This is a genomic window from Corynebacterium sp. SCR221107, assembly GCF_027886475.1.
Taxonomy (GTDB): Bacteria; Actinomycetota; Actinomycetes; order Mycobacteriales; family Mycobacteriaceae; genus Corynebacterium.
In genome coordinates, this window is record NZ_CP115670.1 from 488,699 (window position 1) to 514,459 (window position 25,761).

Annotated in this window: 21 protein-coding genes and 1 pseudogene; 11 read left to right on the forward strand and 11 right to left on the reverse strand. The window is 60.1% G+C overall.

Going from position 1 to position 25,761, the window contains the following annotated elements; all coding sequences use genetic code 11:
• Positions 1-583 precede the first annotated feature (583 nt).
• From PAB09_RS02315 to PAB09_RS02350, 8 genes are all read left to right on the forward strand, one after another.
• Positions 584-1,813, forward strand: coding sequence for an extracellular solute-binding protein (locus PAB09_RS02315; protein ID WP_271034480.1), 1,230 nt, complete (start codon positions 584-586; stop codon positions 1,811-1,813).
• A 154-nt stretch (positions 1,814-1,967) separates the two neighbouring features.
• The gene (locus tag PAB09_RS02320) at positions 1,968-3,377 is read left to right on the forward strand and encodes a carbohydrate ABC transporter permease (protein ID WP_271034481.1); all 1,410 of its coding nucleotides are present in this window, start codon (positions 1,968-1,970) and stop codon (positions 3,375-3,377) included.
• 8 nt (positions 3,378-3,385) lie between these two features.
• Complete coding sequence (locus tag PAB09_RS02325) at positions 3,386-4,240, forward strand: sugar ABC transporter permease (RefSeq protein WP_271035244.1); 855 nt, start codon at positions 3,386-3,388, stop codon at positions 4,238-4,240.
• 88 nt (positions 4,241-4,328) lie between these two features.
• Positions 4,329-5,144, forward strand: a complete 816-nt coding sequence (locus tag PAB09_RS02330) for a TraX family protein (RefSeq protein WP_271034482.1) — start codon at positions 4,329-4,331, stop codon at positions 5,142-5,144.
• 343 nt (positions 5,145-5,487) lie between these two features.
• The gene (ygiD, locus tag PAB09_RS02335; RefSeq protein ID WP_271034483.1) at positions 5,488-6,318 is read left to right on the forward strand and encodes a 4,5-DOPA dioxygenase extradiol; all 831 of its coding nucleotides are present in this window, start codon (positions 5,488-5,490) and stop codon (positions 6,316-6,318) included.
• 229 nt (positions 6,319-6,547) lie between these two features.
• Complete coding sequence (locus PAB09_RS02340) at positions 6,548-8,035, forward strand: glycoside hydrolase family 32 protein (RefSeq protein WP_271034484.1); 1,488 nt, start codon at positions 6,548-6,550, stop codon at positions 8,033-8,035.
• Positions 8,036-8,110: 75 nt separating this feature from the next.
• Positions 8,111-10,105: a sucrose-specific PTS transporter subunit IIBC gene (locus PAB09_RS02345; RefSeq protein WP_271034485.1), complete on the forward strand. Its 1,995-nt coding sequence runs from the start codon at positions 8,111-8,113 to the stop codon at positions 10,103-10,105.
• Positions 10,106-10,429: 324 nt separating this feature from the next.
• Positions 10,430-11,065, forward strand: a complete 636-nt coding sequence (locus tag PAB09_RS02350; protein ID WP_271034486.1) for a hypothetical protein — start codon at positions 10,430-10,432, stop codon at positions 11,063-11,065.
• A 91-nt stretch (positions 11,066-11,156) separates the two neighbouring features.
• Here the strand turns inward: PAB09_RS02350 and PAB09_RS02355 are convergent, their stop codons facing one another.
• The 9 genes from PAB09_RS02355 to PAB09_RS02395 all read right to left on the reverse strand — a co-directional run bounded on the left by PAB09_RS02355 (position 11,157) and on the right by PAB09_RS02395 (position 20,006).
• Positions 11,157-11,879, reverse strand: a complete 723-nt coding sequence (locus PAB09_RS02355) for a response regulator transcription factor (RefSeq protein WP_271034487.1) — start codon at positions 11,877-11,879, stop codon at positions 11,157-11,159.
• Positions 11,840-12,229 (reverse strand): ATP-binding protein, encoded by a 390-nt coding sequence (locus tag PAB09_RS02360; protein ID WP_271034488.1) that lies wholly within the window; start codon positions 12,227-12,229, stop codon positions 11,840-11,842. The genes PAB09_RS02355 and PAB09_RS02360 overlap by 40 nt, the downstream gene beginning before the upstream one ends.
• Positions 12,230-12,309: 80 nt before the next feature.
• Positions 12,310-12,909 carry a hypothetical protein gene (locus PAB09_RS02365; protein WP_271034489.1) on the reverse strand — a complete coding sequence of 200 codons (600 nt, stop codon included), beginning with the start codon at positions 12,907-12,909 and terminating at the stop codon, positions 12,310-12,312.
• Entirely contained in the window at positions 12,906-13,295 is a 390-nt protein-coding gene (locus tag PAB09_RS02370; RefSeq protein ID WP_271034490.1) for a hypothetical protein, read from the reverse strand. Before PAB09_RS02370 ends, PAB09_RS02365 begins: the two co-directional genes overlap by 4 nt.
• A gap of 475 nt (positions 13,296-13,770) precedes the next feature.
• Positions 13,771-14,562: an ECF transporter S component gene (locus PAB09_RS02375; RefSeq protein ID WP_271034491.1), complete on the reverse strand. Its 792-nt coding sequence runs from the start codon at positions 14,560-14,562 to the stop codon at positions 13,771-13,773.
• Between the two features lie 99 nt (positions 14,563-14,661).
• Entirely contained in the window at positions 14,662-16,407 is a 1,746-nt protein-coding gene (locus tag PAB09_RS02380) for an ABC transporter ATP-binding protein (protein WP_271034492.1), read from the reverse strand.
• Between the two features lie 6 nt (positions 16,408-16,413).
• The gene (locus PAB09_RS02385) at positions 16,414-17,610 is read right to left on the reverse strand and encodes an energy-coupling factor transporter transmembrane component T family protein (RefSeq protein ID WP_271035245.1); all 1,197 of its coding nucleotides are present in this window, start codon (positions 17,608-17,610) and stop codon (positions 16,414-16,416) included.
• A gap of 91 nt (positions 17,611-17,701) precedes the next feature.
• Complete coding sequence (locus PAB09_RS02390; protein ID WP_271034493.1) at positions 17,702-18,664, reverse strand: oxidoreductase; 963 nt, start codon at positions 18,662-18,664, stop codon at positions 17,702-17,704.
• Positions 18,665-18,779: 115 nt separating this feature from the next.
• Entirely contained in the window at positions 18,780-20,006 is a 1,227-nt protein-coding gene (locus tag PAB09_RS02395; RefSeq protein ID WP_271034494.1) for a hypothetical protein, read from the reverse strand.
• Between the two features lie 700 nt (positions 20,007-20,706).
• Here PAB09_RS02395 and rplN point away from each other — a divergent pair.
• The 3 genes from rplN to rplE are packed head-to-tail and all read left to right on the forward strand — an operon-like array spanning position 20,707 to position 21,974.
• Positions 20,707-21,075 carry a 50S ribosomal protein L14 gene (gene rplN, locus PAB09_RS02400; RefSeq protein ID WP_271034495.1) on the forward strand — a complete coding sequence of 123 codons (369 nt, stop codon included), beginning with the start codon at positions 20,707-20,709 and terminating at the stop codon, positions 21,073-21,075.
• A gap of 3 nt (positions 21,076-21,078) precedes the next feature.
• Complete coding sequence (gene rplX, locus PAB09_RS02405) at positions 21,079-21,393, forward strand: 50S ribosomal protein L24 (RefSeq protein ID WP_271034496.1); 315 nt, start codon at positions 21,079-21,081, stop codon at positions 21,391-21,393.
• A 2-nt stretch (positions 21,394-21,395) separates the two neighbouring features.
• Positions 21,396-21,974 carry a 50S ribosomal protein L5 gene (gene rplE, locus PAB09_RS02410; RefSeq protein ID WP_271034497.1) on the forward strand — a complete coding sequence of 193 codons (579 nt, stop codon included), beginning with the start codon at positions 21,396-21,398 and terminating at the stop codon, positions 21,972-21,974.
• A 377-nt stretch (positions 21,975-22,351) separates the two neighbouring features.
• Here rplE and PAB09_RS02415 read toward each other — a convergent pair.
• Positions 22,352-24,578 (reverse strand): annotated as a pseudogene (locus tag PAB09_RS02415) (bifunctional hydroxymethylpyrimidine kinase/phosphomethylpyrimidine kinase).
• 58 nt (positions 24,579-24,636) lie between these two features.
• Complete coding sequence (gene thiM / locus PAB09_RS02420) at positions 24,637-25,494, reverse strand: hydroxyethylthiazole kinase (RefSeq protein WP_271034498.1); 858 nt, start codon at positions 25,492-25,494, stop codon at positions 24,637-24,639.
• Positions 25,495-25,761 lie beyond the last annotated feature (267 nt).

Consider the following 25,761-nt stretch of genomic DNA (forward strand, 5'->3'; position numbering starts at 1 on the left):
GCTGGGAACAAATCTACAAACGTTTGCATAATTTTGTAAAGGATCGCATTGATGGAGCGGCACAGGGCGCGTTCTTGACCCTAGATGGGGGTAGTTTGAGGGGTTTGGATGAGTCAATTTAAGGAAGTTTTCTAAGGATTTAATTTCCGAATAATTCCGGTTTGGAGAAATAGCGAATGCAAACGGACATTGTTAATTTTTGCCGAAATTTGTGAACATTTACGGTGATTGTCCTGCTTGGGGCCGTATGAGGTCAGTCCAGTGTTGTGGTTATAACCTTTACAAAATCATGCAGTGTCCATTATTCCTTCCGTCTGGGTGATTGATTGTGTTGATTTGGGGCCGATAGGAATGTTGCTTGGGTCACATACGCCTCTATCTTGGATAGCGGTCACTGTGCTTAAATTAGTCATTAGTGAAGCGAACCCGGACTTTAAGCCCGAGCCGCGGCCACATTGTGGCGCACGTGGCGATATGAGTTCCCACGCTTCTTCCAACCAAGCGGGGATCCTTGCAGTTAAAGGGCAGTGACCCCAACAGATCGAAAGTGGTGAATTTCGCGATGATCAACAAGCGGAAGGTAATGGGCGCAGTTCTGGCGGCCGCACTGGGTAGCGCAAGCCTCGTAGCCTGCAGCTCCGACAGCTCTTCCTCTGACTCTAGCGGCGACAACGCAGCTAGCGCATCGGGTGCAGTGACCCTCACCGTGTGGACCTCCCAAGAGGATCAGACGGATGACAATGCTTGGCTGCAGACCATGGAGAAGAAGTTCCAGGAGGAAAACCCGGATCTGGACATCACCTTCAAGAACTCCGTCGTTTCTTCTGCTGACGCCGGAACCACCGTCAATCAGGACCCGGCCGCGGCAGCCGACGTCTACTACTACGCCAACGACCAGCTCGGCGCTTTGCTGGATGCAGGTGCCGTCGGTCAGCTTTCCGATGATGGCATGGCACAGCTGAAGGAGCAGGCCTCCGATACCCTGGCGGCCTCGATCCAAGGCCCCGACGGCGAAAGCTATGGCCTGCCCGTCGAGCCAAACACCTGGTTCATGTACTACAACAAGTCCAAGCTGTCGGCCGAGGACGTCAAGAGCTTCGACACCATGCTGGAAAAGGCTAAGGTCTCCTTCCCGATCTCGAACTCCTGGTACCTCCCAGCCTTCTACGCAGGCGCTGGTGCTACCTTCTTCGGCGAGGATGGACTGCAAGAGGACGCCGGAATTAACCTCGGCGATAAGGCTGCCGATGTGACCAAGTACTTGGTCGACGTCGCTGCCAACCCGAACTTCGTCAATGATGCCGACGGCGCCGGCATGGGCGGACTGGCAAGCGGCGCCGTTGATGTTGTCTTCTCCGGTGCGTGGGACTCCAAGAACGCTCAGGAAGCCCTCGGCGACAACTACGCTGTTGCCACCCTGCCGACCTTCACCCTCGGTGGTGAGCAGGTGCAAATGAAGGCCTTCTCCGGTTCCAAGGCCATCGGTTACAACCCGAACACCTCCAACCCGCAGGTGGCCGCAAAGTTTGCTGAGTTCCTGGCTTCGAGCGAGTCGCAGAAGATCCACTTCCAGAAGAACGGTGTCATCCCGGCTGACCAGACCCTGGCCACCGACGAGGAAGTCTCTGCAGACCCGGTCGCTGTTGCCCTGTTTGAGACCGTCGGCAGCAACTCCATCCTCCAGCCGACATTCAAGGCAATGTCCGACTTCTGGGATCCGGCGGAGAACTTCGGCAAGGCCATCATGAACGGTGAGGTCACTGCCGATAACGCCGCCGAGAAGACCGACGCCTGGATGGCTGCTTACAAGTAAAGCTCTGGCCGCAAGGGCCCTGGCTCGGCGCGGATAATCTTGAAGCGCCTATTGCCCCACGCTCTTCGATAAACCAGAAGAGCGTGGGGCATTTTTCATGCATGAAATGCGCCCTCGTCGGCGCACATTAGTCCTGACGAAAGGAAGTGGAGCCATGAAGGTGGGGCTCCTCCCCAAGGCGGATTCGCCGGGGGACAATCAACGCCGGACCCGCAGAAGCGACGATAATTACTCAGAGTATGGTCTCGCCAATGCTTGGAAGTACGGCGATGCGCTAACCAAGGCATCGCTGCTGGTCTTCGGTCTCGGTAATCTCGTTCGAAAGCAATACCTCAAGGGCATCGCGTTCCTTGCCATCGAGATCGCGGCGATCTATTACTTTGTCACCAAGGGCGTCAAGGCGCTCGAGGAGTTCCCGAGCCTGGGCGGCGGTGGACAAACCCGCGAGAAGGTCAATGGCTTCTGGGTGTACACCAACTCAGACCCCTCCACCGTTGTGCTGCTCAACGGCATCGCCACGATCTTCTTCATCCTCATCTTCATTTGGTTCGCAACCGTGGCCCTGCGTTCGGCGTACAAGGCGCAGGCATATGCTGAGCGAACCGGCCGGGCACGCACGCTCGGTGAGGACCTGCGCGCACTCACCGACGATGATGCACCCATCTTGTTCATGAGCCTTCCCACGGCGGGCATCCTGCTGTTTACGATCTTGCCGCTGATCTTCATGATCTCGATGGCCTTTACCAGCTTCGACTCGAAGAACCCGCAGCAGTTTAAATGGGTGGGATTTGAAAACTTTGGCAAGGTGCTGTCCAACGACGGCGGCACGGTGAACCTGAAGCTGTTCGTCTCCGTCCTTATTTGGACGCTGGTGTGGGCCTTTTTTGCCACCTTCCTGAACTACTTCTTGGGCATGTTCATGGCGATGCTCATCAACCGTCGCACCACGTGGGGCAAGGGCTTCTGGCGCGCCATCTTCTCCCTTTCAGTGGCCGTCCCGCAGTTCGTCTCCCTCCTAGTTCTGCGCTCGATGCTGCAGCCGGAAGGAGCCGTCAACCGACTGTTGTCCGGTGCCGGTCTCATCGACAGCCCGCTTCCTTTCTTTACCGACACCACTTGGGCGCGCGTCACGGTCATCGTGATCAACCTCTGGATCGGTATCCCGTACACCATCATGCAGGTCACCGGTATCTTGCAGAATATCCCCGGTGAGCTCTATGAGGCCGCCCGCCTCGACGGTGCCTCGTGGTGGCAGACCTTCCGCAGCGTGACCATGCCGTACATGCTGTTCGTGATGACCCCCTATCTCATCACCACTTTCACGGCCAACGTGAATAACTTCAACGTCATCTATCTGCTCTCTGGTGGCGCCCCGACCCCTGTCGGGGACTCCGCCGGCAAGACCGACCTTCTGATCACCTGGCTGTATAAGCTGACCGTCGACCGCGGCGACTACAACGTCGGCGCCGTCATCGGTATCTTCACCTTCATCGTGCTGTCGGTGGTCGCCCTTATTACCTACCGCCGAAGCGGATCCTACAAGAATGAGGAGGGATTCCAGTGAGCGAGAAGATGCACAACATTCGGACCTCACGCCGAATCGCTGATGTTGCCACCCACGTGTTCCTCGCCATCATGGCGATCATCTGGGTCATCCCGATCGTGTGGGTGGTTGCGGAAAGCTTCAACAAGAACACCGCACCGTTTAACGCTACCTTCTTCCCCACGGACTACACGCTGGATAACTACCGGAAGTTGTTTACGGAGACCCAGGTGCTCAACTTCCCGAAGATGTTCATGAACACCTTCATCGTGGCCATCTTCACCTGCCTTATTAGCGTCGCCTTCGTGCTCATGGTGTCCTTCGCCTTGTCGCGCATGCGCTTCCGCTTCCGCAAGGTTTACATGAACGTCGCCCTGATCTTGGGTATGTTCCCGGGCATCATGGCCGTGGTCGCCATCTACTTCATCCTGAAGTCGATGGGCCTGACCGAGGGCAACCTCACTAACGTGGCCCTGATTATCGTCTACTCCGCGGGCACCGGTGCCGGCTTCTACATCATGAAGGGCTTCATGGATACCATCCCGGCATCGCTAGATGAGGCCGCCTACCTTGATGGTTGCACCCGCTGGCAGGTGTTCACCAAGATCATTATCCCGATCGCCAAGCCCATGATCGTCTACCAGGCCATCGTTGGCTTCCTTACCCCTTGGCTGGACTTCGTGCTTGCCAAGGCCATCGCGCGCACCCAGGACAACTACACGGTCGCCCTTGGCCTGTGGAAGATGCTGGAGAAGGAATACATCCACGACTGGTTCGCGCGCTTCGCCGCGGGTGCCGTGTGCGTGTCCATTCCGATCGTCATCCTCTTTATCGTCATGCAGCGCTACTACCAGGAGTCCATGGCAGGCTCCGTGAAGGGCTAGTAGCCTCAATCAAAAGGTTTCGCACGCGGGTCCAAGGTGCCCTCCTTGGGTCCGCGTGCCTGTGTCTTTAACCAGGGAAGGATCGCTCATGTCCGCGAAAGCGCGCGCCAATGCTAATAACACGAGGGTTGCCGCTAAGGCCGATTTCCCGTCACGGGCTCGAAGCTCGGCCGGAGATGATCGGGGAGTGCAGCCGGGTGGGCGGGGCCGGGGGCTGAGCCTTAAGGCCCTGATTGGAATCGGCTACGGCTTCCTTATCGCTTCGGTAATCGGCATGGTGTGGGCCAACCTGCGGGTCGATGATCCATCGGCTGCAAGCCTGGCTGATCTTTCGGCTGCGATCCTTTTTGAGGTTCTCAGCTGGGCTGGGTTGCCCATTCTCACCTGGTGTTTTGTTCACCAGTACCGGGCGCATGCGGGATCCTGGGCGATGCTGGGGTGGATTGCCGCAGCGGCGCTTGTCGCGGAGGTGCCTTACGACTTGGCGGTATCACAGCGCGCCTTCGATTTTTCTTCGCAGAATCTTGTGTGGGCTTTTGTTGTGTGCTTCCTTTTGGCAAAGGCTTTGGAGACTACCAAGTCGGGTGGCTTGAAGGTGCTCGCTATCGTCGGGGCGGTGTTATGGCTGGTGCTGCTGTGCGTGGGCGTGCGCTTTGGTTTGGTTTATGTGGGGCTTTTCGTCTTTGCGTTCTTCTTGGTGTTCTGGTTCCTTTCCGCCCGGGAAAACACGATGATGATGACGGCCGGCTTGCTCGGCGCATCCTTGCTTGTGGCCCCGGCACTGGGTACGGTTTTCCTTCACTATCGCTCGACCACGATCGAGGATGATCGCTCGAGTCACTGGGGTTTGTTGTGGGCCTATCCTGTGCTGATGGTGCTTGCGGCCTTCAGTGCTATTGCTTAACGACGCCGCCTGTGTCGCAGAAAAGCAACGCGGCTTGGCCGTAGCTGTTTCCAACTCTGCCGATTTACTTCGCTCGTGCATGGCGTGTTCAGCATTACCCGGGCGGCGTGCCGGTGGCGGGGTATCTCGCGACCACGGCGGTTGTGTCCGCTCCTGATTGCACGCCCGTTAAGCCAGGGGGTCGTCGTGTTTGCGTCCTGGCTATTCCTCGGCACGCCACCAGCGTGGACTCGGTGTACCTCTTCCTTGTCATCCCTGTCGCCGCGTAAAGGTGAGCAAAGAGATAGGGCCGTTGGGGGATTGTCCATTGTCAAGGGGTTTCAACAAGGCTAGGGTGTATGACATGACCACAAAATCTTTTGATGAATCTTTTCGCCCTACCCCTGATAGCTCCGGCCTGGCGGCCGTTTTCGTCGGCCATGGTTCGCCTATGAACGCCATTGAGGAAAACTCCTTTACTCGTTCGTGGAATGAAATAGGCAAGCAGGCTACCCCGCGCGCGGTGCTGAGCGTCTCGGCTCACTGGTATACCCAGGGCACCGGCGTGACTGCGATGGAACATCCTCGCACAATCCACGATTTTTGGGGCTTTCCGGATGAGCTCAATCGGGTTGTTTATGGAGCCCCCGGCGACCCCGAAATAGCCGCGCTCGTCGAAGAGGTTGCCAAGCCAACCTTGGTGAGCCAAGATCATTCCTGGGGGTTAGACCACGGAACGTGGTCGGTGCTGCGCCATATCTACCCCGAGGCAAATATTCCCGTCATCCAGTTGTCCATCGACGGCACGAAACCATATGAGGAGCACTTTGCCCTCGGTGCCCGGTTGGCCACGTTAGCGAAGGAAAACAACGTCCTCATCTTGGGTAGCGGAAATGTTGTTCACAATCTGCGGATGTATAACCCGCACATGGGTGATGCCGGTTTTGAATGGGCCGATCGTTTCGACGAGAAGGCGCACGAGCTGATGTTGGCCAGTCCCGACCGTATCCCGCAGCTATATGAGGATCCTGACTTTATGAAGGCCGTGCCGACCCCGGATCACTTCCTACCCCTGGCCTACATCGCCGGAGTCGCAGACGCTCTTGGCGGGGACATCAGCGCCTTCAACGAGTCGCGCACTGGCGGTTCGCTGTCGATGACCGGCTACGCGGTCACAGCCAAGCGCAACGGCTGAGGATCATGCAGCTAGGCGAGAGATTATCGCCGCTGGGCGGTATCGGGAGGCAGGGCTCGATGGAGTATTTGTTCGTGACATTGTCAGGCATTGTCACGTACTGAAGGCGAGCGACCGTAGGCGTCGGAAAGCGCCATGCGCAAGTGAGCATGGGGCAAAGGTTTGCGTGCGCAATCACGCGCCACGGCAACGACCCCGAGGTGGTGGAAAACTCCATAGTATGGAAGCCATGACCGATTTCCGCCCGCGCCTGCATATCACCGCGCCCACCGGCCGCCTCAACGACCCCAACGGACTGTTTATCGAGGACGGGATCCTTCACGTGTATTATCAGAAGGATCCTGCCTTTCCCTTCGGTGCTAAGCGCACCGGCTGGGGGCATGTCAGCACCCCCTTGGGGGCACTGGCGCAACCTGCAGAAACCAGTGCTCACAGTGCTCAAGGCTCTCACGGCGACGATAGTGCACAAAGCTCCCGCATCACCGAATGGAACGGGGTGTGGACCCATCATCCCGATGCCTTGTATCCGGACGCGGCCTACGACGCCAACGGCTGCTACTCCGGCGGCGCGGTGCGCGACGAGCGCGGCGACGTTCGCCTGTTTTACACCGGCAACCTCAAAAAGGTTGACGCCAACGGGGAAGTGGTACGCATTGCAACGCAAAACAGCGTCGATGTTGCCGAACCCAATTCGGCGCTGGGCGGCGTGTATCGCCGCAGTACGGCCAATCCCCTCATTGACGGCCCGGCGGCCGGATACACCGCCCACTACCGCGATCCAATGATCACGCTCGATCCCGACGCCGACAAGCCTGGGCACAAGAAATATCGCATGGTCATCGGCGCGCAGCGCGCGGACGAGACCGGCGCGGTGGTGCTCTATCGCTCCGACGACCTGGAACAATGGGAGTTTGCCGGCGAGGTGGAATTCGACCTTTCCGAAGCCGTGCCGGGTCTGTCGCCCGATCTCATTCCCGGTGGCTACATGTGGGAATGTCCCAACCTGTTTAGCATCCGCGATCAGCAAAGCGGGGAGCGCTTCGAGGTGCTCATCATCTGCCCGCAAGGCCTCGACAAAGTCGTCGACGAGGCGGGATGTACGCACTATGCCTCCAGCGATCAATGCGGCTACATCGTGGGGCACCTCGAGGATACGACTTTCCATGTGGTGCGCGGATTTAGCGAGCTCGACTACGGGCACCAGTTCTACGCCCCGCAGGTCGTAGCGCTCGATGAAGCGGAGGTTCCTGAGACCTATGTGCTTTTTGGTTGGATGGGACTTCCCGCTCAAGATGACACCCCTTCGGTCGATGCGGAGGGGTGGGTGCATTCGCTCACAGTACCGCGGGAACTCACGCTTTATGGTCTTCACCTGCGACAACGTCTGGTTGTGCCCGAAAACGTTTGCACCGGTGGTCAGCATCACAGTGCAAAGGTTTGCTATCGCCGTGAACTGCTAAAACAAGGAGAAGTCACACTCGAGGCGCGCGACATGTCTGGTTCGGTGGTAATTTCGGCAAACTACGTTCCGAACGGGCAACAGGTATTAAGTGTGACCTATGGGGGAGATACCCGAACCATCGCTTGTGGCCCCGGTGAGCTGGAAATTCTGCTCGATGGCGCTACTTGTGAAATTACAGCTCAGAATGGTGAAATCACATTTAGTATTGCGGCGTTTCCTACCCCCGGTGTGGGTTGGGACACAATTAATTGTTGATGTGAGAACCGTTGTGTTCCTGTTGGTTTTCCGATTGAATAAGGAGTGTTATCCACTTCTTCTTAGGAGAACTTCATGCAACATAAGGAAGTTGCAGGCCGCGTTCTGCAAGCAATCGGCGGCGAAGACAACATTGTCGCCGCCGCGCACTGCGCGACCCGCCTGCGCTTGGTCTTGAAAGACAGCAAGAATGTCGACCAGGCAGCTCTCGACAATGATCCGGATCTTAAGGGAACCTTTGAGACCGGTGGCATGTATCAAATCATCGTCGGCCCCGGTGACGTCAACAACGTGTTCAAAGAACTCGACTCGATGACGTCGAAGAACATCGCGGTCACCACTGAGGAACTGAAGAATGTTGCCGCCAAGAGCGGCAGCTGGTTTACTCGCGCCATCAAGGCACTCGCCGACATCTTCGTCCCGCTCATCCCGATTCTGGTCGGTGGCGGTTTGTTGATGGCTATCAACAACGTGCTCACCGCAAAGGACCTCTTCGGCCCGGAGTCCCTGGTAGAGATGTACCCGAACATCACCGGTGTCTCGGAGATGATCAACCTGCTGGCTTCCGCACCGTTTGCGTTCCTGCCGGTGCTGGTGGGCTTTACCGCTACCAAGCGCTTCGGCGGCAACGAGTTCCTCGGTGCCGGCATCGCCATGGCAATGGTCTACCCATCGCTGGTCAACGGCTACAACGTGGCCGAGGCCATCGCCAATGGTGAGATGACATACTGGAACCTCTTCGGCCTCGACGTGGCCCAAGCCGGCTACCAGGGCTCCGTCCTGCCGATCCTGCTGGTCTCCTGGATCCTGTCTGTCATTGAGAAGTTCTTCCACAAGCACCTCAAGGGCACCGTCGACTTCCTGGTCACCCCGGTGCTTACCCTGCTGATCACCGGCTTCCTTACCTTCATCGCCGTTGGCCCGGTCATGCGCAGCCTCGGCGACTGGCTGGCCATCGGCCTGGCCAACCTCTATGACTTCGGCGGCCCGATTGGTGGCTTCATCTTCGGCCTCATCTACTCGCCGATCGTCATCACAGGTCTGCACCAGTCCTTCCCGCCGATCGAGACGATGCTGTGGGGACAGGGTGGTTCCTTCATCTTCGCAACCGCCTCCATGGCCAACATCGCCCAGGGTGCTGTGGCTCTGGCCGTGTTCTTCCTGGCCAAGAGTGAGAAGCTCAAGGGCTTGGCTGGTGCCTCGGGTATGTCCGCCGTCTTCGGTATCACTGAGCCCGCCATCTTCGGTGTGAACCTGCGCCTGCGCTGGCCTTTCTACATCGGTATCGTCTCCGCTGCCATCGGCTCGACCCTGATCGCCATCTTCGACGTCAAGGCAGTCGCGCTGGGTGCCGCAGGCTTCATCGGCTTCGTTTCCATGCGCGCCAATGACATCGGACAGTTCTTCATCTGCGCCTTTGCCACCTTCTTTATCGCCTTCATCGCCGCCTACCTCTATGGCCGCACGCTCGTGGCCAAGAACGGCACCATTGACCCCGATGGCGAGAATCCGGCCGCTGACGCAGCTGCCTCTGCCGCCGCCGCTGCAGCTTCCACCGCTGAGGCTTCTGCTGACGCACTGGCTGTCATCGCCCCGCTGACCGGCAATGCCACCCCGCTGTCTGCAGTCTCCGACCCGATGTTTGCCCAGGGCAAGCTGGGTGAGGGCGTTGCGATCACCCCGACTGAAGGCAAGCTGGTCGCCCCAGTATCCGGCAAGGTCGTCGTTGCCTTCCCCTCCGGGCACGCATTCGCGGTGCGCACCCAGGGCGCCGATGGCAAGAACGTGGACGTGCTCATGCATATCGGTTTCGACACCGTCAACCTCAAGGGCCAGCATTTCACCCCGCTGGCGCGGCAGGGTGACGAGGTCAAGGCTGGCGACGTGCTCTGCGAGTTCGACATCGACGGCATTAAGGCCGCAGGCTACGAGGTCACCACTCCCGTTGTGGTCTCCAACTCCAAGCGCACCGGCCCGGTCCTACCGGCCCTGGCGTTGCCAAGCACCGTCGCCGCAGGCGACAAGCTCATGACGGTTGACCCCAAGCCCGTCGCCGCGACTACAGCCTAAGACGTAGACCACTCGTTCGGCTTCCGATGAGGCAGCCGAATGGCGCAACCCCGCTATCCGTACACCGCCTACGAAGGCAAGCGGATCGCGGGGTTCTTGTGTGCTTTATCGCATGTATGCCAACGTTTGCTTGGCTAGGTTGTCACTGGATAGAGCGGTTAACGTTGACATCGCATCGTGCGTGCGACCAATCCCCACGCGCGTGCATTCCCCTTAATATTCCACCGCCATGAGGCGAATCGCGGCGAGATTCCGCAGCTGTCCCGCAACCGTGAAAGCCGGACCAAATCATGGCGATGAATGAGAAAAGAAAGGCGAAGTTCCTTGATCTCTTTCAAGAAGACCTCCCCACGCGGCCTGCGTAAGGCCGCCACCCTCGTTGCCCTCACGGCTAGCGCCGCAGCCCTCACTCCGGCTGTGGCTCAAGCGGCCGAAGTACCCACCACCGCATCCGAGTGCGTCAAAGCCGACAACGTGTGGGTGGAGATCGAAACCGGCGATGCCGCCACATCCACCGGCGGTTGCGCCACCAAGTTTGCCACCGGCATCGATGCGCTGAAGTCGGCCGCGACCAATGCTGGCTTTAGCGTGGATTCACTCCCATCTTCTTACGGCGAGTACGTCACCGGCATTAGTGGGGTTTCCCCGGCGTGGAGCGAATCCAACCCCGTCTATTGGTCCTATTTCAACGGCACGGTGGGTGATAACGGCAAGGTGAGCTGGGTGTACAACGCGACTGGTGCAAGCAACTCCGCTCCGCAGGCAGGCTCGGTGGAGGGCTGGAAGGTAGGCGACGGTAAGACCGTACCCGCCCTTTCCACCGTCGCGGCCCCTTCAGCGGCCACGGGCAGCTCCTCTGGTTTCGGCGTCTTCGGTGCTTTTGCCGCCCTCCTTGCCTTGATGACCGGCATCTTGGCAACCTTGGGCAATCCGGGGATTGTAATCCTGCCGCGATTCTAGGCACGAGCAGGAAATAAAGGCTTGCCGCACATCCCAAGGGGGAGAGCCTGCGGCAAGCCTTTTTCTAGCTCTTCTGAACGAACCAGGGCTTCTAGCGTTGTGGAGAGGGGTAAACGTAAAGACGCGAAGACTGTGCAAACACCTGATCATTCGCGGAGTGGCTCCAGAACTCGGTCTCCACCAGCTTCACAGTAAGAGACGTGCGTGACGAGCAATCAAACTTCGACAGCAGGCTGGAAACGTACTTCTTCACAGTCGATAGGGACAACCCACAGGCGCGTGCAACTTGTTGGTTCGTCATTCCCTCTTTGACGAGGTTGGCCACTTTCCGTTCATTCTCGGTGAGATCGGCCAGGAGGAAGGATTCCTCCGATGGTGGTCGCAAGAACTTTTGCACATCCCCAAGCAGCTGTGCCGAAATGTAGGTCGCGCCATTGGCCACCGCATTGATGGCGGCCTCGTACTCCCACGCTTGTGCTGTCTTTAGCAGAAATCCTTGGGCACCCGCATGCAAGGCTTGAGCGAGGATCGGGCCACCACCGAGGGCCGTAAAGGCGATCGACGGTACCCGCGGGCTTAGCCCGTGGGCAAAAGAGATGAGGGAGATGCCATCTTCACCGGGCATTGCAATATCGCACAGTATGACGTCAATGAGAAATTGCGCTAGCTGATTCTTTGCCTGCCTGGCACTATGCGCCGGGACCACCTTGAAGACGGTGCTCAACTGTTCAATCGTTGGGCGAATAAGCTCGATGAGCTCGGCATCATCGTCGACTATGAGAACCGTGAGGTCGCTTCTAGTGGGATGGTGCATACCGCAGTCCACCTTCCGGGTTCGATGTCTATATCTAGCGTGCCCTGAAGCGCATTGATTTTGTGTCTTATCAATTCTAGGCCGAGGCCGTTGCCTCCCACCGGCCGCTCCGATGTGTCTGCCCTGGCGTCGGTGCAGGCAATGACGAAGGTCGTCGTTCGCCGTTGTATCGAAAACCCCAGGGGCATCCCACGATCGCCGTATTTCAGAGCATTGAGGAGAAGCTCGGCTGCAACATCCACGGTATCTGACTGGGTGAGGAGCAACGGCCAATCATCGTCGAGGCTTCGGATCACCTTCCACCCCGAGTGTTCGATGATGGACAGCGTGCTCGTGATCGCGTTAGACATAGTGTCGACGCTTGGCATTCCGTCTTCGACGAATGAGCGCACCAGAGACAAAGTTGATTCGGCGTCTTCCTCAATTTTCCTCAATACGGTAGGGGGTTGCTGTGCCCAGCCCGCGCGAGCAAGATGATTTTAACCAGCGTCGAAGCGATGTGTTGGTGGAGATAGGCTCCGAATTCTGCGTGAAGGCTGTGAATCCTATCGTGATGAACCTCATTAATGAGGCGTGTCCGCTCCTCCCAGAGATTGCGTGCAGCGCCGAGGAGGATGGCAAAAGCAAAAATGCCGAGATCCTTTAAAAGGAATGTGGCCAGCTCGCGATGTGCTTGCCCTGCCGAGAACAACAAGTACGCCTCCCATAGCAGGAAGAATTCACCCGCCAGCAAGGAATATGTCACCTTGCCTAGCGCTGACAGGTACTCCGCATAGGGCAGTGCGACGATGGAGATAAATGGCAGCCAACCTGGATCGACCTTTCCCATGGCTAAAAGGGAGAAACAAAACACCATGAGTGACCGCCGCGGGCTGCTAGATGCAACCCTGATGGATGCCAGCAGAAGGGTTCCGACGATGAGAAACCACATCGCTTCGATGGTGGACATGAAAAACAACAGCAGCAGCAAGGAGATGACACCGAAGAGGAGCTCAACAGTGTCATCTCTTTCAAGCAACCGGGTCTTCATGCTCGGGTATTGGGCGGGGTGTCTTTGACCTTGTGGATGACTATCAAGGTGAGGACGAGCGTGGCAACCCCGGCGACGAGGAAAAAGGATAACCCGGTCCAATGGAAAACCACCACCGCAAGGGTCAGTGCTAGCGCGCCAGCCATAATGCTGACCTTGGCAAGAGGGGACCTGAAAGTCGTGCGCACACCCCAACCCATAGCCAGAATTCCCAGGACGAGCTCGATGCCAAAGAGTGTGGCGTCCTCGCGGGGAAGCTGCCCTGCATGAATGTCAATAGCATGCGCATAGGTGGCCAGCGCGCCCCAGAAGAATATGGGGCAGGCAACCCTTGCGACTTTCAACCAAAAACTTCCCATTGCTTTCTGCCCAATAGCCAATCTCATGGGTGATAGGATAGGACAACGCTGGTTGTGCAAAGATTCCTGATAACCGTTCGAGGCACCCGGAGGAGCCTTCCTGCCATTTCGGCCCTGCCCGGAGCGCTCAGCTCGTGCACATGGCGCCGATTGTAGGACATACGAGGACACAAAATGCAGCTTTCACGACGGCGGGGCGAAGCGCGGCGCTTACTGCCGATGGAGAGCTGGTTTCCCATTCGCCCACTCCTTGTCCTGCAATCCAATTGGCGCACACTGTGGGAGGCCTCGTGCCCTCCATTATTGGTGAAAAGTGGCATCGGAGGTAGGCACCTTTGGCTACCCACCGAATAGAGGTGGGCGCTTGGGATTGCTGAGCAGCTGCACCCGCGTGGCTGCGTATGTTGCTCAGGGCAATGATGAAGGAAGGTTCCCTCATACCCAAAGCCGGTCACTTACCTTGGGAAAACCCTCGGCAGCCTACGGGTTGGACGCTCGTGTCCTAGATCTTGGCTTCAAACGCCGCCTCGGCGCCGAAGGCGGCGCGTCGGGAAGCACGCCGCAGCGCGCCCAGGACCGGCCGGATAGTAAAAGCCAACAGCAAGGAGGTAAAGAATGCGCGCCCCAAATCCCAGCCGAGTGAGGTAGTTAGGCTAAAGATCAAGAACGTGTGCAGGTTGTGCGCGACTGTGGCGCCCGGCTCGAAGGACAAGCCCGTGCTAACACCCACGGCAAAGGGCCAGAAGCTCATGTTCATCACTATGCCGTAGGCAAGGCAGGCCACAAATGCGTAGGCGATGATGATAAGGTGCTCACCAAGCCCTCCGGGGCGTTTCGTGTGCGGCAACAGACCAGCGAAGAAGCCCACCCACGCCGCGGCCAGCATCTGGTAGGGAAGCCACGGCCCGATGCCGGCTGTGACCAGCGCGGAAACGAAAAGCCCGGTGCTGCCCAGGATGAAGCCGAAGGCAGGTCCGAACGCGCGTCCGCCCAAGATGATGACGAAGAAGACGGTCTCAAATCCTGCGGTGCCCGCGCCGAAGGGGCGCACCACTGCCACCGCCGCCGACAGCACGCCGAGCATGGCGATCGCGCGAACGTCGAAGCCGTCGCTGCTCATCTCACTGAGCACGATCGCCAGCACCAAAGGGATCAGCACGCCTAGGTAGATCGGGGCCTGCGCCGAATCGGAGAGCACCGAGTCCGGGCTGATGAAAAGCGGCCACAAAAAGACCATGAGGCTAAACACCGCAAGGATTCCCATGAGCACCAGGGAGCGCGGGTGCATGCGCATCGCCGCATGCTCGCGGGGCGGGATTGACCGACTTGGCCTCGAAGCACGGTGCGAAGGGGCGTTGCTGGTATCGCCGCGGTGCACGAAAGACAGAGCCACTTAAACCAACCCCGTCATGCAGGCCTGCACCGCCGAGACGGTGAGCCACTGCGAGGGATCATGGACCCCGGCTGTCACCTTGGCCACCTGGGGTGCGTAGGCCGGGGAGGCGGCCAGGATGTCCACGGCCGGGCCGTCGGCAATGAGCTTGCCGCCGGCCATGAATAGCACGCGATCGGCGCACAGGGCGGCGAATTCCACGTCGTGGGTGACCACCAGTATGGCGCGGCCGGACATCGCCAGCTCACCAAAAAGCCGGGCGAGGACCTTCTTGCCGTCGTAGTCGAGGCCGCGGGTGGGTTCGTCGAAAAGCAAGACGGCAGGCCGTGCGGCCAGCTGGATACTCAACGCCAAGGCCAGCTTCTGTCCCTCGGAAAGATCGCGCGGGTGCAGCGCAGTCTGGATGTTGGGAACGAGCGTCGACAAGATGTTCTCGGTGGTTCCTTCCGGCGCCCCGGCGTCGCGGTCGGCTTGCGCTAATTCCTCGGCCACGGTGGGGGAATAGAGGATGTCGGTGGGGGTTTGCGGCACCATCGAGACCAGTTCGCGCCGGGTGGCCGGCTTTAACGAAGCCGGGTCGAGGAATCCGCCGGTACCATGGGCGATGCCCACCTGGCCCAGGGTGCGCTTGCCGGTTCCCTGCAAGGCCCACAACAGCGAGGACTTGCCGCAGCCGTTGCGTCCCATCAGCGCGGTGATTTCGCCTGCATGCAGGCTGAAGCTGACCCCGTCCACCGCGCGGATCTCGGGGTAGTCGACGACGATGTCGCAAGCGCGAAGTGCCACGGCGGCATCTCTGGCTGCCGTTCGCTTGACGACGAGACCGCGGCCGTACAAATTGCGGCGCAGCTCGGCCGATTGCGCGCGTGCCTCCCGAATGGAGAGGGGAAGTGGCGACCAGCCTGCCCACCGGCCCAGTTCGATGAGGGGCGGGGCGACATCCGAATGCTCCATGACGCGCTCGGGCTTATCCACCGTGACGGTGCCATCGGCGCCGATGTGGGCGACCTTGTCCACGTAGCCCAGCACGCGCTCGATGCGGTGCTCGGCCAGCACCACCGTCATGCCCAGGTCATGGGCGAGCTTGGTGATGGTGGCCAGCACATCTTCGGCGCCATTAGGGTCGAGCGCGGAGGTCGGTTCGTCGAGCACCAACAGGGCCGGGCGGGTGGTAAGCACAGCGCCGATGGCAACCCTTTGCTGCTCACCGCCGGACAGGTCCGTAAGCGGCACCCCGCGCAGCTCCGCAAGTCCCAAAAGATCGAGGGTTTCCTCCACGCGCTTACGCATGATGTCCTGGGACAAGCCAAGCTGCTCCATGCCATAGGCAAGCTCTTCCTCGACGGTGGTGGTGACAAAACCGGCGAGCGGATCCTGGCCCACCACACCGATGACGTCGGAAAGCAAACGCGGCGGATAGTCGCGGGTATCTCGCCCGACCACCTTCACCGCACCGCGCAGCAACCCGCCCGTGGTGTGCGGCATTTGACCGGTGATAGTGCCAAGCAGCGTCGACTTTCCGCTTCCGGTGCGCCCCATCACCAGCAAGATCTCGCCCTCGTTGAGCGTGAGGTTCACATCGTGGATCTGGGCAGGACCGACCTTGTCATCCGCGCCCGGGTCAAGTGCTGGGTAATGCGCGCTGACATGCGAAAGCTCCAGAATCGGCTCCGTGGACCACGGGCTGCGGTGGGCGTGGGAGGTGTGAGCAAAGACCGCAGTGTCGGGGAAATCAGGGGAATTCATGGGGCGCTACTCCGAATCGAAAGAGGTGGCGCGCCGCAAGCGGGCGCGGCGCGGGCGGGTGGTGGGAGAAGAGACTGCCGTTGAGGCCGGCTCAACAGTGAGCCCTGTGGCCAGAGCGTGAGTGCGGCGCCGGGTGGGGCGCTGGGAATTGCGGGGCAGGCGCGGGGTGAAAAACCCAGGGAAGGTGGCCACCATCAACCCCAGAACCAGCAGGTAGGGGATGTGATCCGGCATCTGCAGCGGCATCCAGGAGGTCACCATTGAGGTGGGGTCGCGCTGCAGCTCTACTGCGGCGGCAAGCAGCGGCACTAGGCCTGAGGTCACGGTCAGCCACTCGCCGGTGCCCCAGGAAATCTTGGTGTAGCTGGTGGCCTGGTTGCGAAGGCCTGCCACCACCATGGAAATCACGAGGAATCCCAGGCCTGTGACCACAATGGGCACGGCGACATACATCGGCGCCGAGGCATCGAGGATCACGTACAGCCCGATGGCAGCGCCCATGAGCCCCAGGCCCGCGAAGGCGAAGGTGATCTGCCTCTGGAGCTTCGGTGCGTGGGTGCGCCTGCCGTAGCCGCGCGCATCCATCGACGCCGCCAGCGCCAAAGAGCGGTCCAGGGTGTCTTGGAAAACGGGCATGAGAATCCGCAAGAAACCGCGAATGCCCCGACCATCGTCGCCACGCAGCTTCCGGGCGCGGTTGATGCGCACCGCCGACTCGGCCATTTGCGGGGCGATGGTGATGCCGATGACCAGTGCGGTGCCGATCTCTCCCAGCGCGCCCGGCAGTGCCTTGACCAAGGCTCTGGGGTGCGAAAGGGAGTTGGCTGCACCGATGGCCACGATCATGCAGCCGAGTACCAAACCTTGGGTCAGCGCCTGGAGCAGGCCTTCGGCGTAGACGGTGCCGAAGAGGTTGATGCCCGCGGCCCAGCTAGGAAGCTCAACCGTGGGAATCCGGAAAAGCTGCGTAGAGCCGACCTTGGATCCCACCAGGATATGCATGATGATGCGGTAGACGATGATTCCGGCGGCGAGCATGAGATACACCGGGAAGGCCCGGGCCCATGGCGAGGAATCGCGCCTCGCCATCACCACAAAACAAATTGCGCACAATGCTAAGAGCAATACATAGGGATTTGTGGTCAGGCTGGTTGCCCCGGCGATGCTCAACGCCCAGATCCACCATGCCCACGGGTGCAGGATCTTTCGGGAAAGCAGGTATCGCGTTATCCAGGCGGCACGCTCCGGGGAAGTTCGCATCGCGGCAGGAAGCTCGGTGTGATTGTCCACGTTCCTAGCCTTGGGTTTCTTTCTTGCGGATTGCCCACGTGGCCGTGGCCGCAGCGGCGGTCAGGGCGATGAAGGCAATCGTCATGCCGATCAACCACTTCTGAGAGTCGGTGCCCTGCGTGGCGGCGGTGGTGGTCACGTCTTTGCTGGTGGCGCCTTCGTCGCCGGCCGGGGCCTGCATGACCAGCGTGGACTTCGGCTTCTCGGACTCCGTCGCAGCGGCGCCGGACGACGGCTGCGTGCTCGACTCGCTCGCACTTGAAGGGGTCACCGCCCCGGAGGCCAAGGCCTCATACTCCTGCTTGCTAATGCGCCTTCCTTCGGCATCGAGGTAGACGACCACCTCGTCTGGATTATCGGGGTTTGTTTCGGGGGTCGGCGTGGCCCGCGTACCACTAGCTGCTTGCCCATTCGCGGTGGTAGTCAGCGGTTCAGCGGCAAGCAGTGCGGGGTCGATGTTGCTGAGCCCGGAATTGCTGGTGGAGCCATCGGCGGTGCTTTCCGTCGCCCGCGATGAAGGAATCGACCCCGGCTCCTCGCCGGCGCCCCATGTCCACGCCTCAACGCTGCCCGCCTCCGGGTAGTAGGCGAACGCGCCGAGGTTACTGTATTCCCAAGAATCACCGTCGAGCGTTGCGTGCCAATAGGACCAGTACGCATCGACCGGCGAGGAGGTCAGGCACTTATCGACGCTGTCATCAGGGGAGCCGTTGATTCGGCAGATGAAGTCCGGTTGCTTCTGTGTGACGGTGACCGAAAACCCCGCCGCGCGCAGGGTATCGTAGCCATTGCCTCCGGGGTTGGCGCAGCCGGTGGCAAAACCCTCCACCATGACGGTGACCTGATCATCGCTGCAGGGTGTGGTCGCGGCCGCAGCCTGCGGGGTACCCGGCCCCGCCGCTTGGAGCGCGATGAGCGCTATTGCCATGGCAAGGCCACGAAGGCGATGGGAAAGAGAAAAGGACACGATAGGTTCCTTCTGTTGTTTTCGAGGTTGGCACGAGGCCCGCACCAGGACCATGAGAGTTAAATAAGGTGCATGAAGTGCGGATATAGGTAGGGTAAAGCGGCGAGGCGAACTCTTAGAGGGTTCCGAGTAGCCCGGCCAGGCCACCGCTTCCGAGGCCAAGTGCGATGAGGAGGCCGATGATCCCGGCCACGATGATTGCAATGCCACCGCCGCTCGAGCCGGATTCATTGGTGTGCGAGGGTGTTGGCCGCTCGCTGGTGCTAGGGGCAGCCGTGGTGGGAACAGCCTGCGGCAGGTCGACCTTATTCGCATTTGCGTAATTGGCACCGGCGAAGCCGATCGCCGCTTGTACGCTGGCCCGCCGGATCTGATCGGTGGGGCCGGAAGGCGCGGAGGTCTGGCTTCGTGACCAAGCGAAGGCGCCCTTCAGCGAGGCGGGTGCCGAGGCGTCAAACCTCAGCGATGAAAGGTAGCTGTGTGCACGATGAAAGCCCTCCTGGTCCCTGGTGACCGCGAACGCTCCGGCGGCGAGACCAGTGGTGTTGGCGTTGACCGGAAGTTGTTCGGAGGCAAGCCCGCCATCCGCGCCCTGCTTGGCGCGCAGGAACTGGGTTGCAGACTGCAGGTGCGGGTCTTCCGGATGAGTCAAGGAAACGGCTTGAATGAGCAAAGCAGTGGTATCGGTGTTCTCCTGCGCGCAATTCGGCGGCGTGGCGGCGCTGAGCGGGATCGCGCCGGATTCGCACTGCTGATGAAGCAGGAACTGCGCCGCCCGGGCAGCCGCCGTTGCCTCGCCGCTGCGCGAGAGTGCGATGACTGCCCACGCCTGGCTGAAGTTATAGACGGTATCAGTGGCGCCGACGCCTCGGAGCGCGCCATCGGCGCCGACTGCCGCGACGAGTTCCTGTAGGAGGGAGGCATCGACGTCATTGCGAGAGGCACGCAGTGCAACAATCTTCGCCAGGCGACCGGCGTCGGTTTCGCTACCTGCATGAATAAAGGCATCCGCCTCCTGTTTGATGGCATCATAGGTGGCGTCGGCCTGGGCTTGCTGTCCGCCGAGTGCATCGAGAGCGAAGACCGCGTCGATGCTCAATCCCACGTCCGGGGTGTCCACCACGGAAGGCATGAGATTAGTGCCGGTGGCTGAGAGTTCCCGGGCGATGAAAGCGGCAGTGTCTGCGGTAATTGCGGTGTCCGCGGGGCCCGCAGTGTCTGCGGTGGCAGCGACGGCGGGTGCCGGTGCCGCTACACTGAGCAGGCCGGCGGAAATGGAGGCGGCGACCGTCCGCATCCCGCGTGCGGGGAACCGGGGGTTTATTGCTAGCACGAAGCGCATGGGCAGGCTCCTTAGGGAGGGTGTGTGAGGGGAATCTTTGAGCCATAACACCTACCTGGGGCCACCAAGATGGTCTTCTGGCACCGTAATCCGCGACGGGTTCAGAAAATGCGGTGCGTCAGGCGATCCGACTCGCAGAAGAACTGCACACGGTTGCGGGACAGCGCCGGGTTCGCACCGGACTTTCCCTGAGAGCACCACTTTCTTATGAACTTTTGCTTTCCTTGAGTCTAGGTAGCTGGGGAGGCGAGGGGCAAAAATTGCGCAATATCCCACAATCGGAACTTCCCGGAAGGAACCGGTACGTTCCGGAATCTTCATCGTGGCTGTTTCCACGACGCCGGGCAGCGGTGGCATCCGGACCATGATGCGGGAGAAACGCGCGATCGTGCCCCAAAGTACGCAGGCTATCCGGGGTTCTCCGCCTATTGCCGTCGGCAAGCGTGCATAGCACAAGATCCCGCAAGCACACCTTGCTTTCCGCGGTTGGTATGTGCTTAAATTGTCGGGTTGCCTTTCATAGGTCGGTCGAAGCGTGCAGTTTTCCGGGCTCCTCGACCGAGACCCCTCGACGATAAGCGCCTTTTGGCCCTGGGTTCGATGTTTGCGACAAGCAAATGTGCAAGGCTACGAAGTACATAGACCGCGCGAGTCAGTTCGGAAATCTGGCCCGCATAAAATCCAGGTCAAGGAGACCCTAGTGATTCAGCAGGAATCGCGTCTGAAGGTCGCCGACAACACTGGTGCACGTGAAATCCTGTGCATCCGCGTTCTCGGTGGATCTACCCGACGTTTTGCTGGCATCGGTGACGTCATCGTCGCCACTGTCAAGGATGCTACCCCTGGCGGCAACGTCAAGGCTGGCGATGTTGTGAAGGCTGTCGTCGTTCGCGCTAAGAAGGAGACCCGTCGTCCGGACGGCTCCTACATCAAGTTCGACGAGAACGCTGCCGTCATCATCAAGAACGACAACGAGCCACGTGGTACCCGTATCTTCGGCCCAGTTGCTCGCGAGCTTCGTGACAAGAAGTTCATGAAGATCGTTTCTCTCGCACCGGAGGTGATCTAACTTATGAAGATCCATAAGGGCGATACGGTCATTGTTATTTCCGGCCCGGACAAGGGTGCTAAGGGCAAGGTCATCCAGGCTTTCCCGAAGACCCAGAAGGTCCTGGTTGAGGGTGTCAACCGCGTGAAGAAGCACGTCGCTAACTCCGCACCGGAGCGCGGCGCTGAGTCCGGCGGAATCGTCACCCAGGAGGCTCCGATCCACGTTTCCAACGTGATGATCCTGGACTCCGACGGTAACCCAACCCGCGTTGGCTACCGCTTCGATGAGAACGGCAAGAAGGTCCGTATCTCGCGTCGTAACGGGAAGGACATCTAATCATGAGCGAGAACTACACTCCACGTCTCAAGACCCGCTACCGCGAAGAGATCCGTCCGGCGCTGAACGGGAAGTTCAGCTACGACAACGTTATGCAGATCCCAGGCGTGACCAAGGTCGTCGTCAACATGGGTGTCGGCGAGGCTGCTCGTGACTCCAAGCTGATCAACGGTGCTCTCGAGGACCTGACCGCTATCACCGGCCAGAAACCAGAGCTGCGTCGCGCTAAGAAGTCCATCGCTAACTTCAAGCTGCGTGAGGGCATGCCGATCGGCGCCCGCGTCACCCTGCGTGGCGATCGCATGTGGGAGTTCCTGGACCGTCTGCTGACCGTGGCTCTGCCACGTATCCGCGACTTCCGCGGCCTGTCCGACCAGCAGTTCGATGGCCACGGCAACTACACCTTCGGTCTGACCGAGCAGACCATGTTCTACGAAATCGACGTGGACAAGGTTGACCGCCCACGCGGTATGGACATCACCGTTGTTACCACCGCCACCAACAACGAGGAAGGCCGCGAGCTGCTCCTGCACCTCGGCTTTCCGTTCAAGGGCGAGGACGGCAACAAGGCTCAGGTCTAGTCTTTAGATCTTCCTTGAAGGCACCCAGCCAGATCTTTGTGATCGGGTTGGGTGCCTTTTGTGTAGGCGCTGCGTCATTTTTCTGCGCGATGAGGGTTGCTCGTGTGGGGCTGCAAGTTTGCGGTCGAAAAGAGTTGGTCGAAAAGACCCCTTTTTGCCCGCCGGAATTTCGACCCTTTTCGACCGTTTCCTTTCGACCGCAAACCTGAAGCCGTAGCATTTGAGCGTTCAGTTCGCCGTTAGACGGATGGTTTCACGGTGCGTTGGCAGGGCGGACCTCTTCGGGAGGGGGCATCCTCTAGATGGCACCCAGGCGGATCTTTGCGATCGGGTCGGGTGCCTTTTTGTGTCGCACGTAATGCGCCTAGGTCTCGCGGCTAACCGCGACGCGAAGCCTGGTCAAAGAACCACAGCTCGTGATAACAGGCCTGGAGGAACGCCGCGGCCGCAGTAAGGCGCTGTGTTGCTGGTGCTGCAGCGAGTGCTTGCTCGGCGTGGGCGATGGCGACGGAGGTGGCCGCCTCAAAATCGCTGCCGGAGTACATGCTCAACCACGCATGATAGGGGTGACTGTCATGGTTGTGGCTGGCCAGAACCCGGCCTACCTCCGCATACAGCCAGTAACAGGGCAGTACCGCAGCAACGCCTACCGCGTAGTCCTGGGTGAGTGCGGTGGCCGTGAGGAAGTCCGTGTAGGCGCGCGTTACACCCGAGGGGCCTTGGGTGTGGTAGTCGGCGCCGAGCCAGGCTACGTGGAGGGAGGATTCCACGGTCAGGCATTCGGCGGCGCCCGCAGCCCAAAACGCCTGGGCGTCCGGATCGGGGGCCTTGACGGCGAGCATTGCCAAGGCCTTTGAATACGACCGCAAGTACTGGGCGTCCTGGTCCTGGTAGAAGGTGAAATCCTCCGGCGCCAAGGTGCCATTGCCTAGCTGCTTGATAAAGGGTAGCTCGGTGATGCGGTGCCAGACGCCGGCGGCACCGTCCCATAGCGCCTGGGTCCAGGGGCCGGCGGCTGGGATGCGCGCTGGCAGGACTGGGTTCGTCGGCGTCGGCAGGAGATGGTCCGGGGTATCTGCCGCGAGCGCGCTCAGGCCTGCGTGGAAGGCGAGAGGGGTGGTATCTGCCGCGGCGGCCTGCGCCCAGAGGCGGTGGAAGTGTGAAATTGGGCCGTTCCCGTGGCCGACCTGGAGGTGGGCCGGGTCTGCAGCAGCCGAGATGGCGTCGGCGATCCAGCGGGTGCTCCACGCCAACGCCTCCGGAAGTGATTGACCGCGGGCGATGCGTGTAGCCAGGGCTGAGGATAGTGAACAGCCTGTGCCGTGGGTGTTGGGAGTGTCGATGCGCGGGGAAGGCCAGTGCCCCTGCACTCCCTCGGCGGTGACCAACGCGTTTCCCGCATCCGCTCCCACCAGGTGCCCGCCCTTGACCACGACCGCGGTGTCATATTTCTGCGCGACTGAGCGCGCAATCGAGCATGCCTCCTCCCAGGTGGTGGGGGCTTGTGTTTCCGCGAGAACGGCAAGTTCCGGGATATTGGGGGTGATCACGGTGGCCAAGCGCAAAAACTCGCGCAGGGCCTGCTCAGCATCGGCTTTCAGGAGACGGTCGCCGCTGGTGGAGATCATCACCGGATCTACTACAACTGGGATGTGACCCTGCTCTTTCAGCCAGCTGGTGACCGTGTCGATGATCTCGGCAGACCCAAGCATGCCGACCTTGATGGCGTCGATGCGCACGTCCTGGCTTACTGCCTCCAGCTGTTGCAGGAGGAAGTCCATCGGTGGGACATGGATGGAGCGCACGCCCTGGGTGTTTTGGGCGACGAGGGCGGTGACCACGTTCATGCCGTAGCCTCCGGCAGCGGAGATCGATTTCAGATCCGCCTGCGCGCCCGCCCCGCCCGTGGGATCGGTGCCGGCGATGGACAACACGTTAGGAATGCGCACTCTTTTTCTCCTGGAAGCTTGACCGTAGATCCTGCGCTGCGGCGAAAGGATCGTCTGCTCCCATGATGGCAGAGACCACGCAGATTCCGTCGATGTCCGTCGCCGCGAGTGCCCCTGCATTGTGCTTATCGACGCCGCCAATGGCCACACTCGCCACCCCGGCACGCCGCGCGAGGGTGGCGATGCGGGCTACGCCCTCGACTCCGCAGGCCGCTGGCGTGTCCGGCTTGGTGGCGGTGTCGCGGACGGGGCCTAACCCGATGACGTCGGGAAGCGGAACACCGGCGGCGGCGCATTCTTCGAGGCATCGATGCCACTGCTGCTCGTTTTCAATAGTGAGTCCGATCATCTGCTGAGGCGGCAACAGCTGTCGGGCCTGCACATAGGGCATGTCCGACTGGCCGATATGCAGATGCAGTCCCAGCGCGCGTGCGACTTGAACGCGATCGTTGACAAACAGGGGCACAGTCGCACGGGCCTGCTGGATTGCGCGGGCCTGCTGGAGGAACTGCTCGTCGGTAGCGTGTTTATCGCGCAGCTGTACCACGCTGACCCCGCCGGCAATTGCGCGACTGATGACGTCGGGAAGCTCTTGAGGGGAGTAGTAGCTGGGGTCGGTGACCAGATAGAGGCCCCAATCAACCTTTATGCTCATGTGCCTAGTTCGATCCTTTTTCTGCCGAAGGTTTCCATCCACACTGGCCAGCGAGCACCTATTCCTCGGAAGCGGTCGAGTCTTCGTGGCTGATCTCTACAAGCTCGAGGATGCCAGGGCCGTCAAGCTCATAAAGCGCATCGAGAAACGCCACCGCAAACGAGCCGGACTGGCGCGGGAACAGCGCCCCCGCCCGCGTTCCTGCGGCGGAGGCGTGCGCATGGGCGGCGACGACGGCCAGATGTGGATCGAGCTCGGACTTATTGGCCGCGCCCGCGTAGGCGGCGCACAGGGCGCCGAGGAAGCATCCTGTGCCCGTCACCTTCTGTAGGAGCGGATGACCGCCCTCTATGCGGGTGATTCCCGCTTCAGAAACAATGATGTCCACTGGGCCGGACATGGCAATGATGGCACCGGTCTTTTTGTTCAGCTTCAATGCTGCGGGAACAGACACCTCGACAGATTGGGTTGCATCCGTTCCCCTTCCGCCACCTCCCTCCTTGGCAAGAGCTGCGATTTCGGACGCATTGCCGCGAATAACTGTGGGATCAAGCTGCATCTTCTGACGGTAGAATTTCTTGCGCCGCTTCAAGCTGCCGGCGGCGACAGGGTCTAGTACCCACGGGACACCTGCGGTGGTAGCGCCGGCGATGGCGTGGCGCATGCCCTCGAACTGTTCTTCGGAAGGGGTGCCGGCGTTGACGAGGACAGCGTCGGCGATGGTGGCAAAGTCAAAGGATTCGGACGGGGTGTCAATCATCGCGGGCGCGGCGCCCGCAGCTAGCAGTGCGTTCGCGGTGAACGCGGCGACGACCTTGTTGGTCAAGCATTGAACTAGCGGATTGTGCTCACGCAGCGCCTCCACGGAGGCGAGCACTGCTGCCTTTTGAGCTGCGCTCAGGGGATTGCCGGTCATGTATAAAAGCTTAGCAGCGTTTTGAGAAAACAAACTGTGACCTGCGCAAATGGGTAACGCTCTGGATTGATACCGCCGAAGAGGCAATGTTGCTTTCACAATTTTTTGAAAAAGACTTGTGTAACCGGTAAATAGCAGGTAAATTTGTCGATCGGACTTTTGCGCGCTTTTAATGTGCGCGAAAATTTTGTCCACGAGTACATTTTTCAAACCTACTTTGTTGTAGGCCCCCCGCCCCATGCGACCGCTGAATTAAAGAGGTAGCGA

Excerpts from the sequence above, each read along its gene's own strand:
- PAB09_RS02315 (WP_271034480.1), top strand. The coding sequence starts at position 584 with ATGGGCGCAGTTCTGGCGGCCGCACTGGGTAGCGCAAGCCTCGTAGCC.
- PAB09_RS02320 (WP_271034481.1), top strand. The coding sequence starts at position 1,968 with ATGAAGGTGGGGCTCCTCCCCAAGGCGGATTCGCCGGGGGACAATCAA.
- PAB09_RS02325 (WP_271035244.1), top strand. The coding sequence starts at position 3,386 with ATGCACAACATTCGGACCTCACGCCGAATCGCTGATGTTGCCACCCAC.
- PAB09_RS02330 (WP_271034482.1), top strand. The coding sequence starts at position 4,329 with ATGTCCGCGAAAGCGCGCGCCAATGCTAATAACACGAGGGTTGCCGCT.
- ygiD (WP_271034483.1), top strand. The coding sequence starts at position 5,488 with ATGACCACAAAATCTTTTGATGAATCTTTTCGCCCTACCCCTGATAGC.
- PAB09_RS02340 (WP_271034484.1), top strand. The coding sequence starts at position 6,548 with ATGACCGATTTCCGCCCGCGCCTGCATATCACCGCGCCCACCGGCCGC.
- PAB09_RS02345 (WP_271034485.1), top strand. The coding sequence starts at position 8,111 with ATGCAACATAAGGAAGTTGCAGGCCGCGTTCTGCAAGCAATCGGCGGC.
- PAB09_RS02355 (WP_271034487.1), bottom strand. The coding sequence starts at position 11,879 with ATGCACCATCCCACTAGAAGCGACCTCACGGTTCTCATAGTCGACGAT.
- PAB09_RS02360 (WP_271034488.1), bottom strand. The coding sequence starts at position 12,229 with ATGTCTAACGCGATCACGAGCACGCTGTCCATCATCGAACACTCGGGG.
- PAB09_RS02365 (WP_271034489.1), bottom strand. The coding sequence starts at position 12,909 with ATGAAGACCCGGTTGCTTGAAAGAGATGACACTGTTGAGCTCCTCTTC.
- PAB09_RS02370 (WP_271034490.1), bottom strand. The coding sequence starts at position 13,295 with ATGAGATTGGCTATTGGGCAGAAAGCAATGGGAAGTTTTTGGTTGAAA.
- PAB09_RS02375 (WP_271034491.1), bottom strand. The coding sequence starts at position 14,562 with ATGCGCATGCACCCGCGCTCCCTGGTGCTCATGGGAATCCTTGCGGTG.
- PAB09_RS02380 (WP_271034492.1), bottom strand. The coding sequence starts at position 16,407 with ATGAATTCCCCTGATTTCCCCGACACTGCGGTCTTTGCTCACACCTCC.
- PAB09_RS02395 (WP_271034494.1), bottom strand. The coding sequence starts at position 20,006 with ATGCGCTTCGTGCTAGCAATAAACCCCCGGTTCCCCGCACGCGGGATG.
- rplX (WP_271034496.1), top strand. The coding sequence starts at position 21,079 with ATGAAGATCCATAAGGGCGATACGGTCATTGTTATTTCCGGCCCGGAC.
- rplE (WP_271034497.1), top strand. The coding sequence starts at position 21,396 with ATGAGCGAGAACTACACTCCACGTCTCAAGACCCGCTACCGCGAAGAG.
- thiM (WP_271034498.1), bottom strand. The coding sequence starts at position 25,494 with ATGACCGGCAATCCCCTGAGCGCAGCTCAAAAGGCAGCAGTGCTCGCC.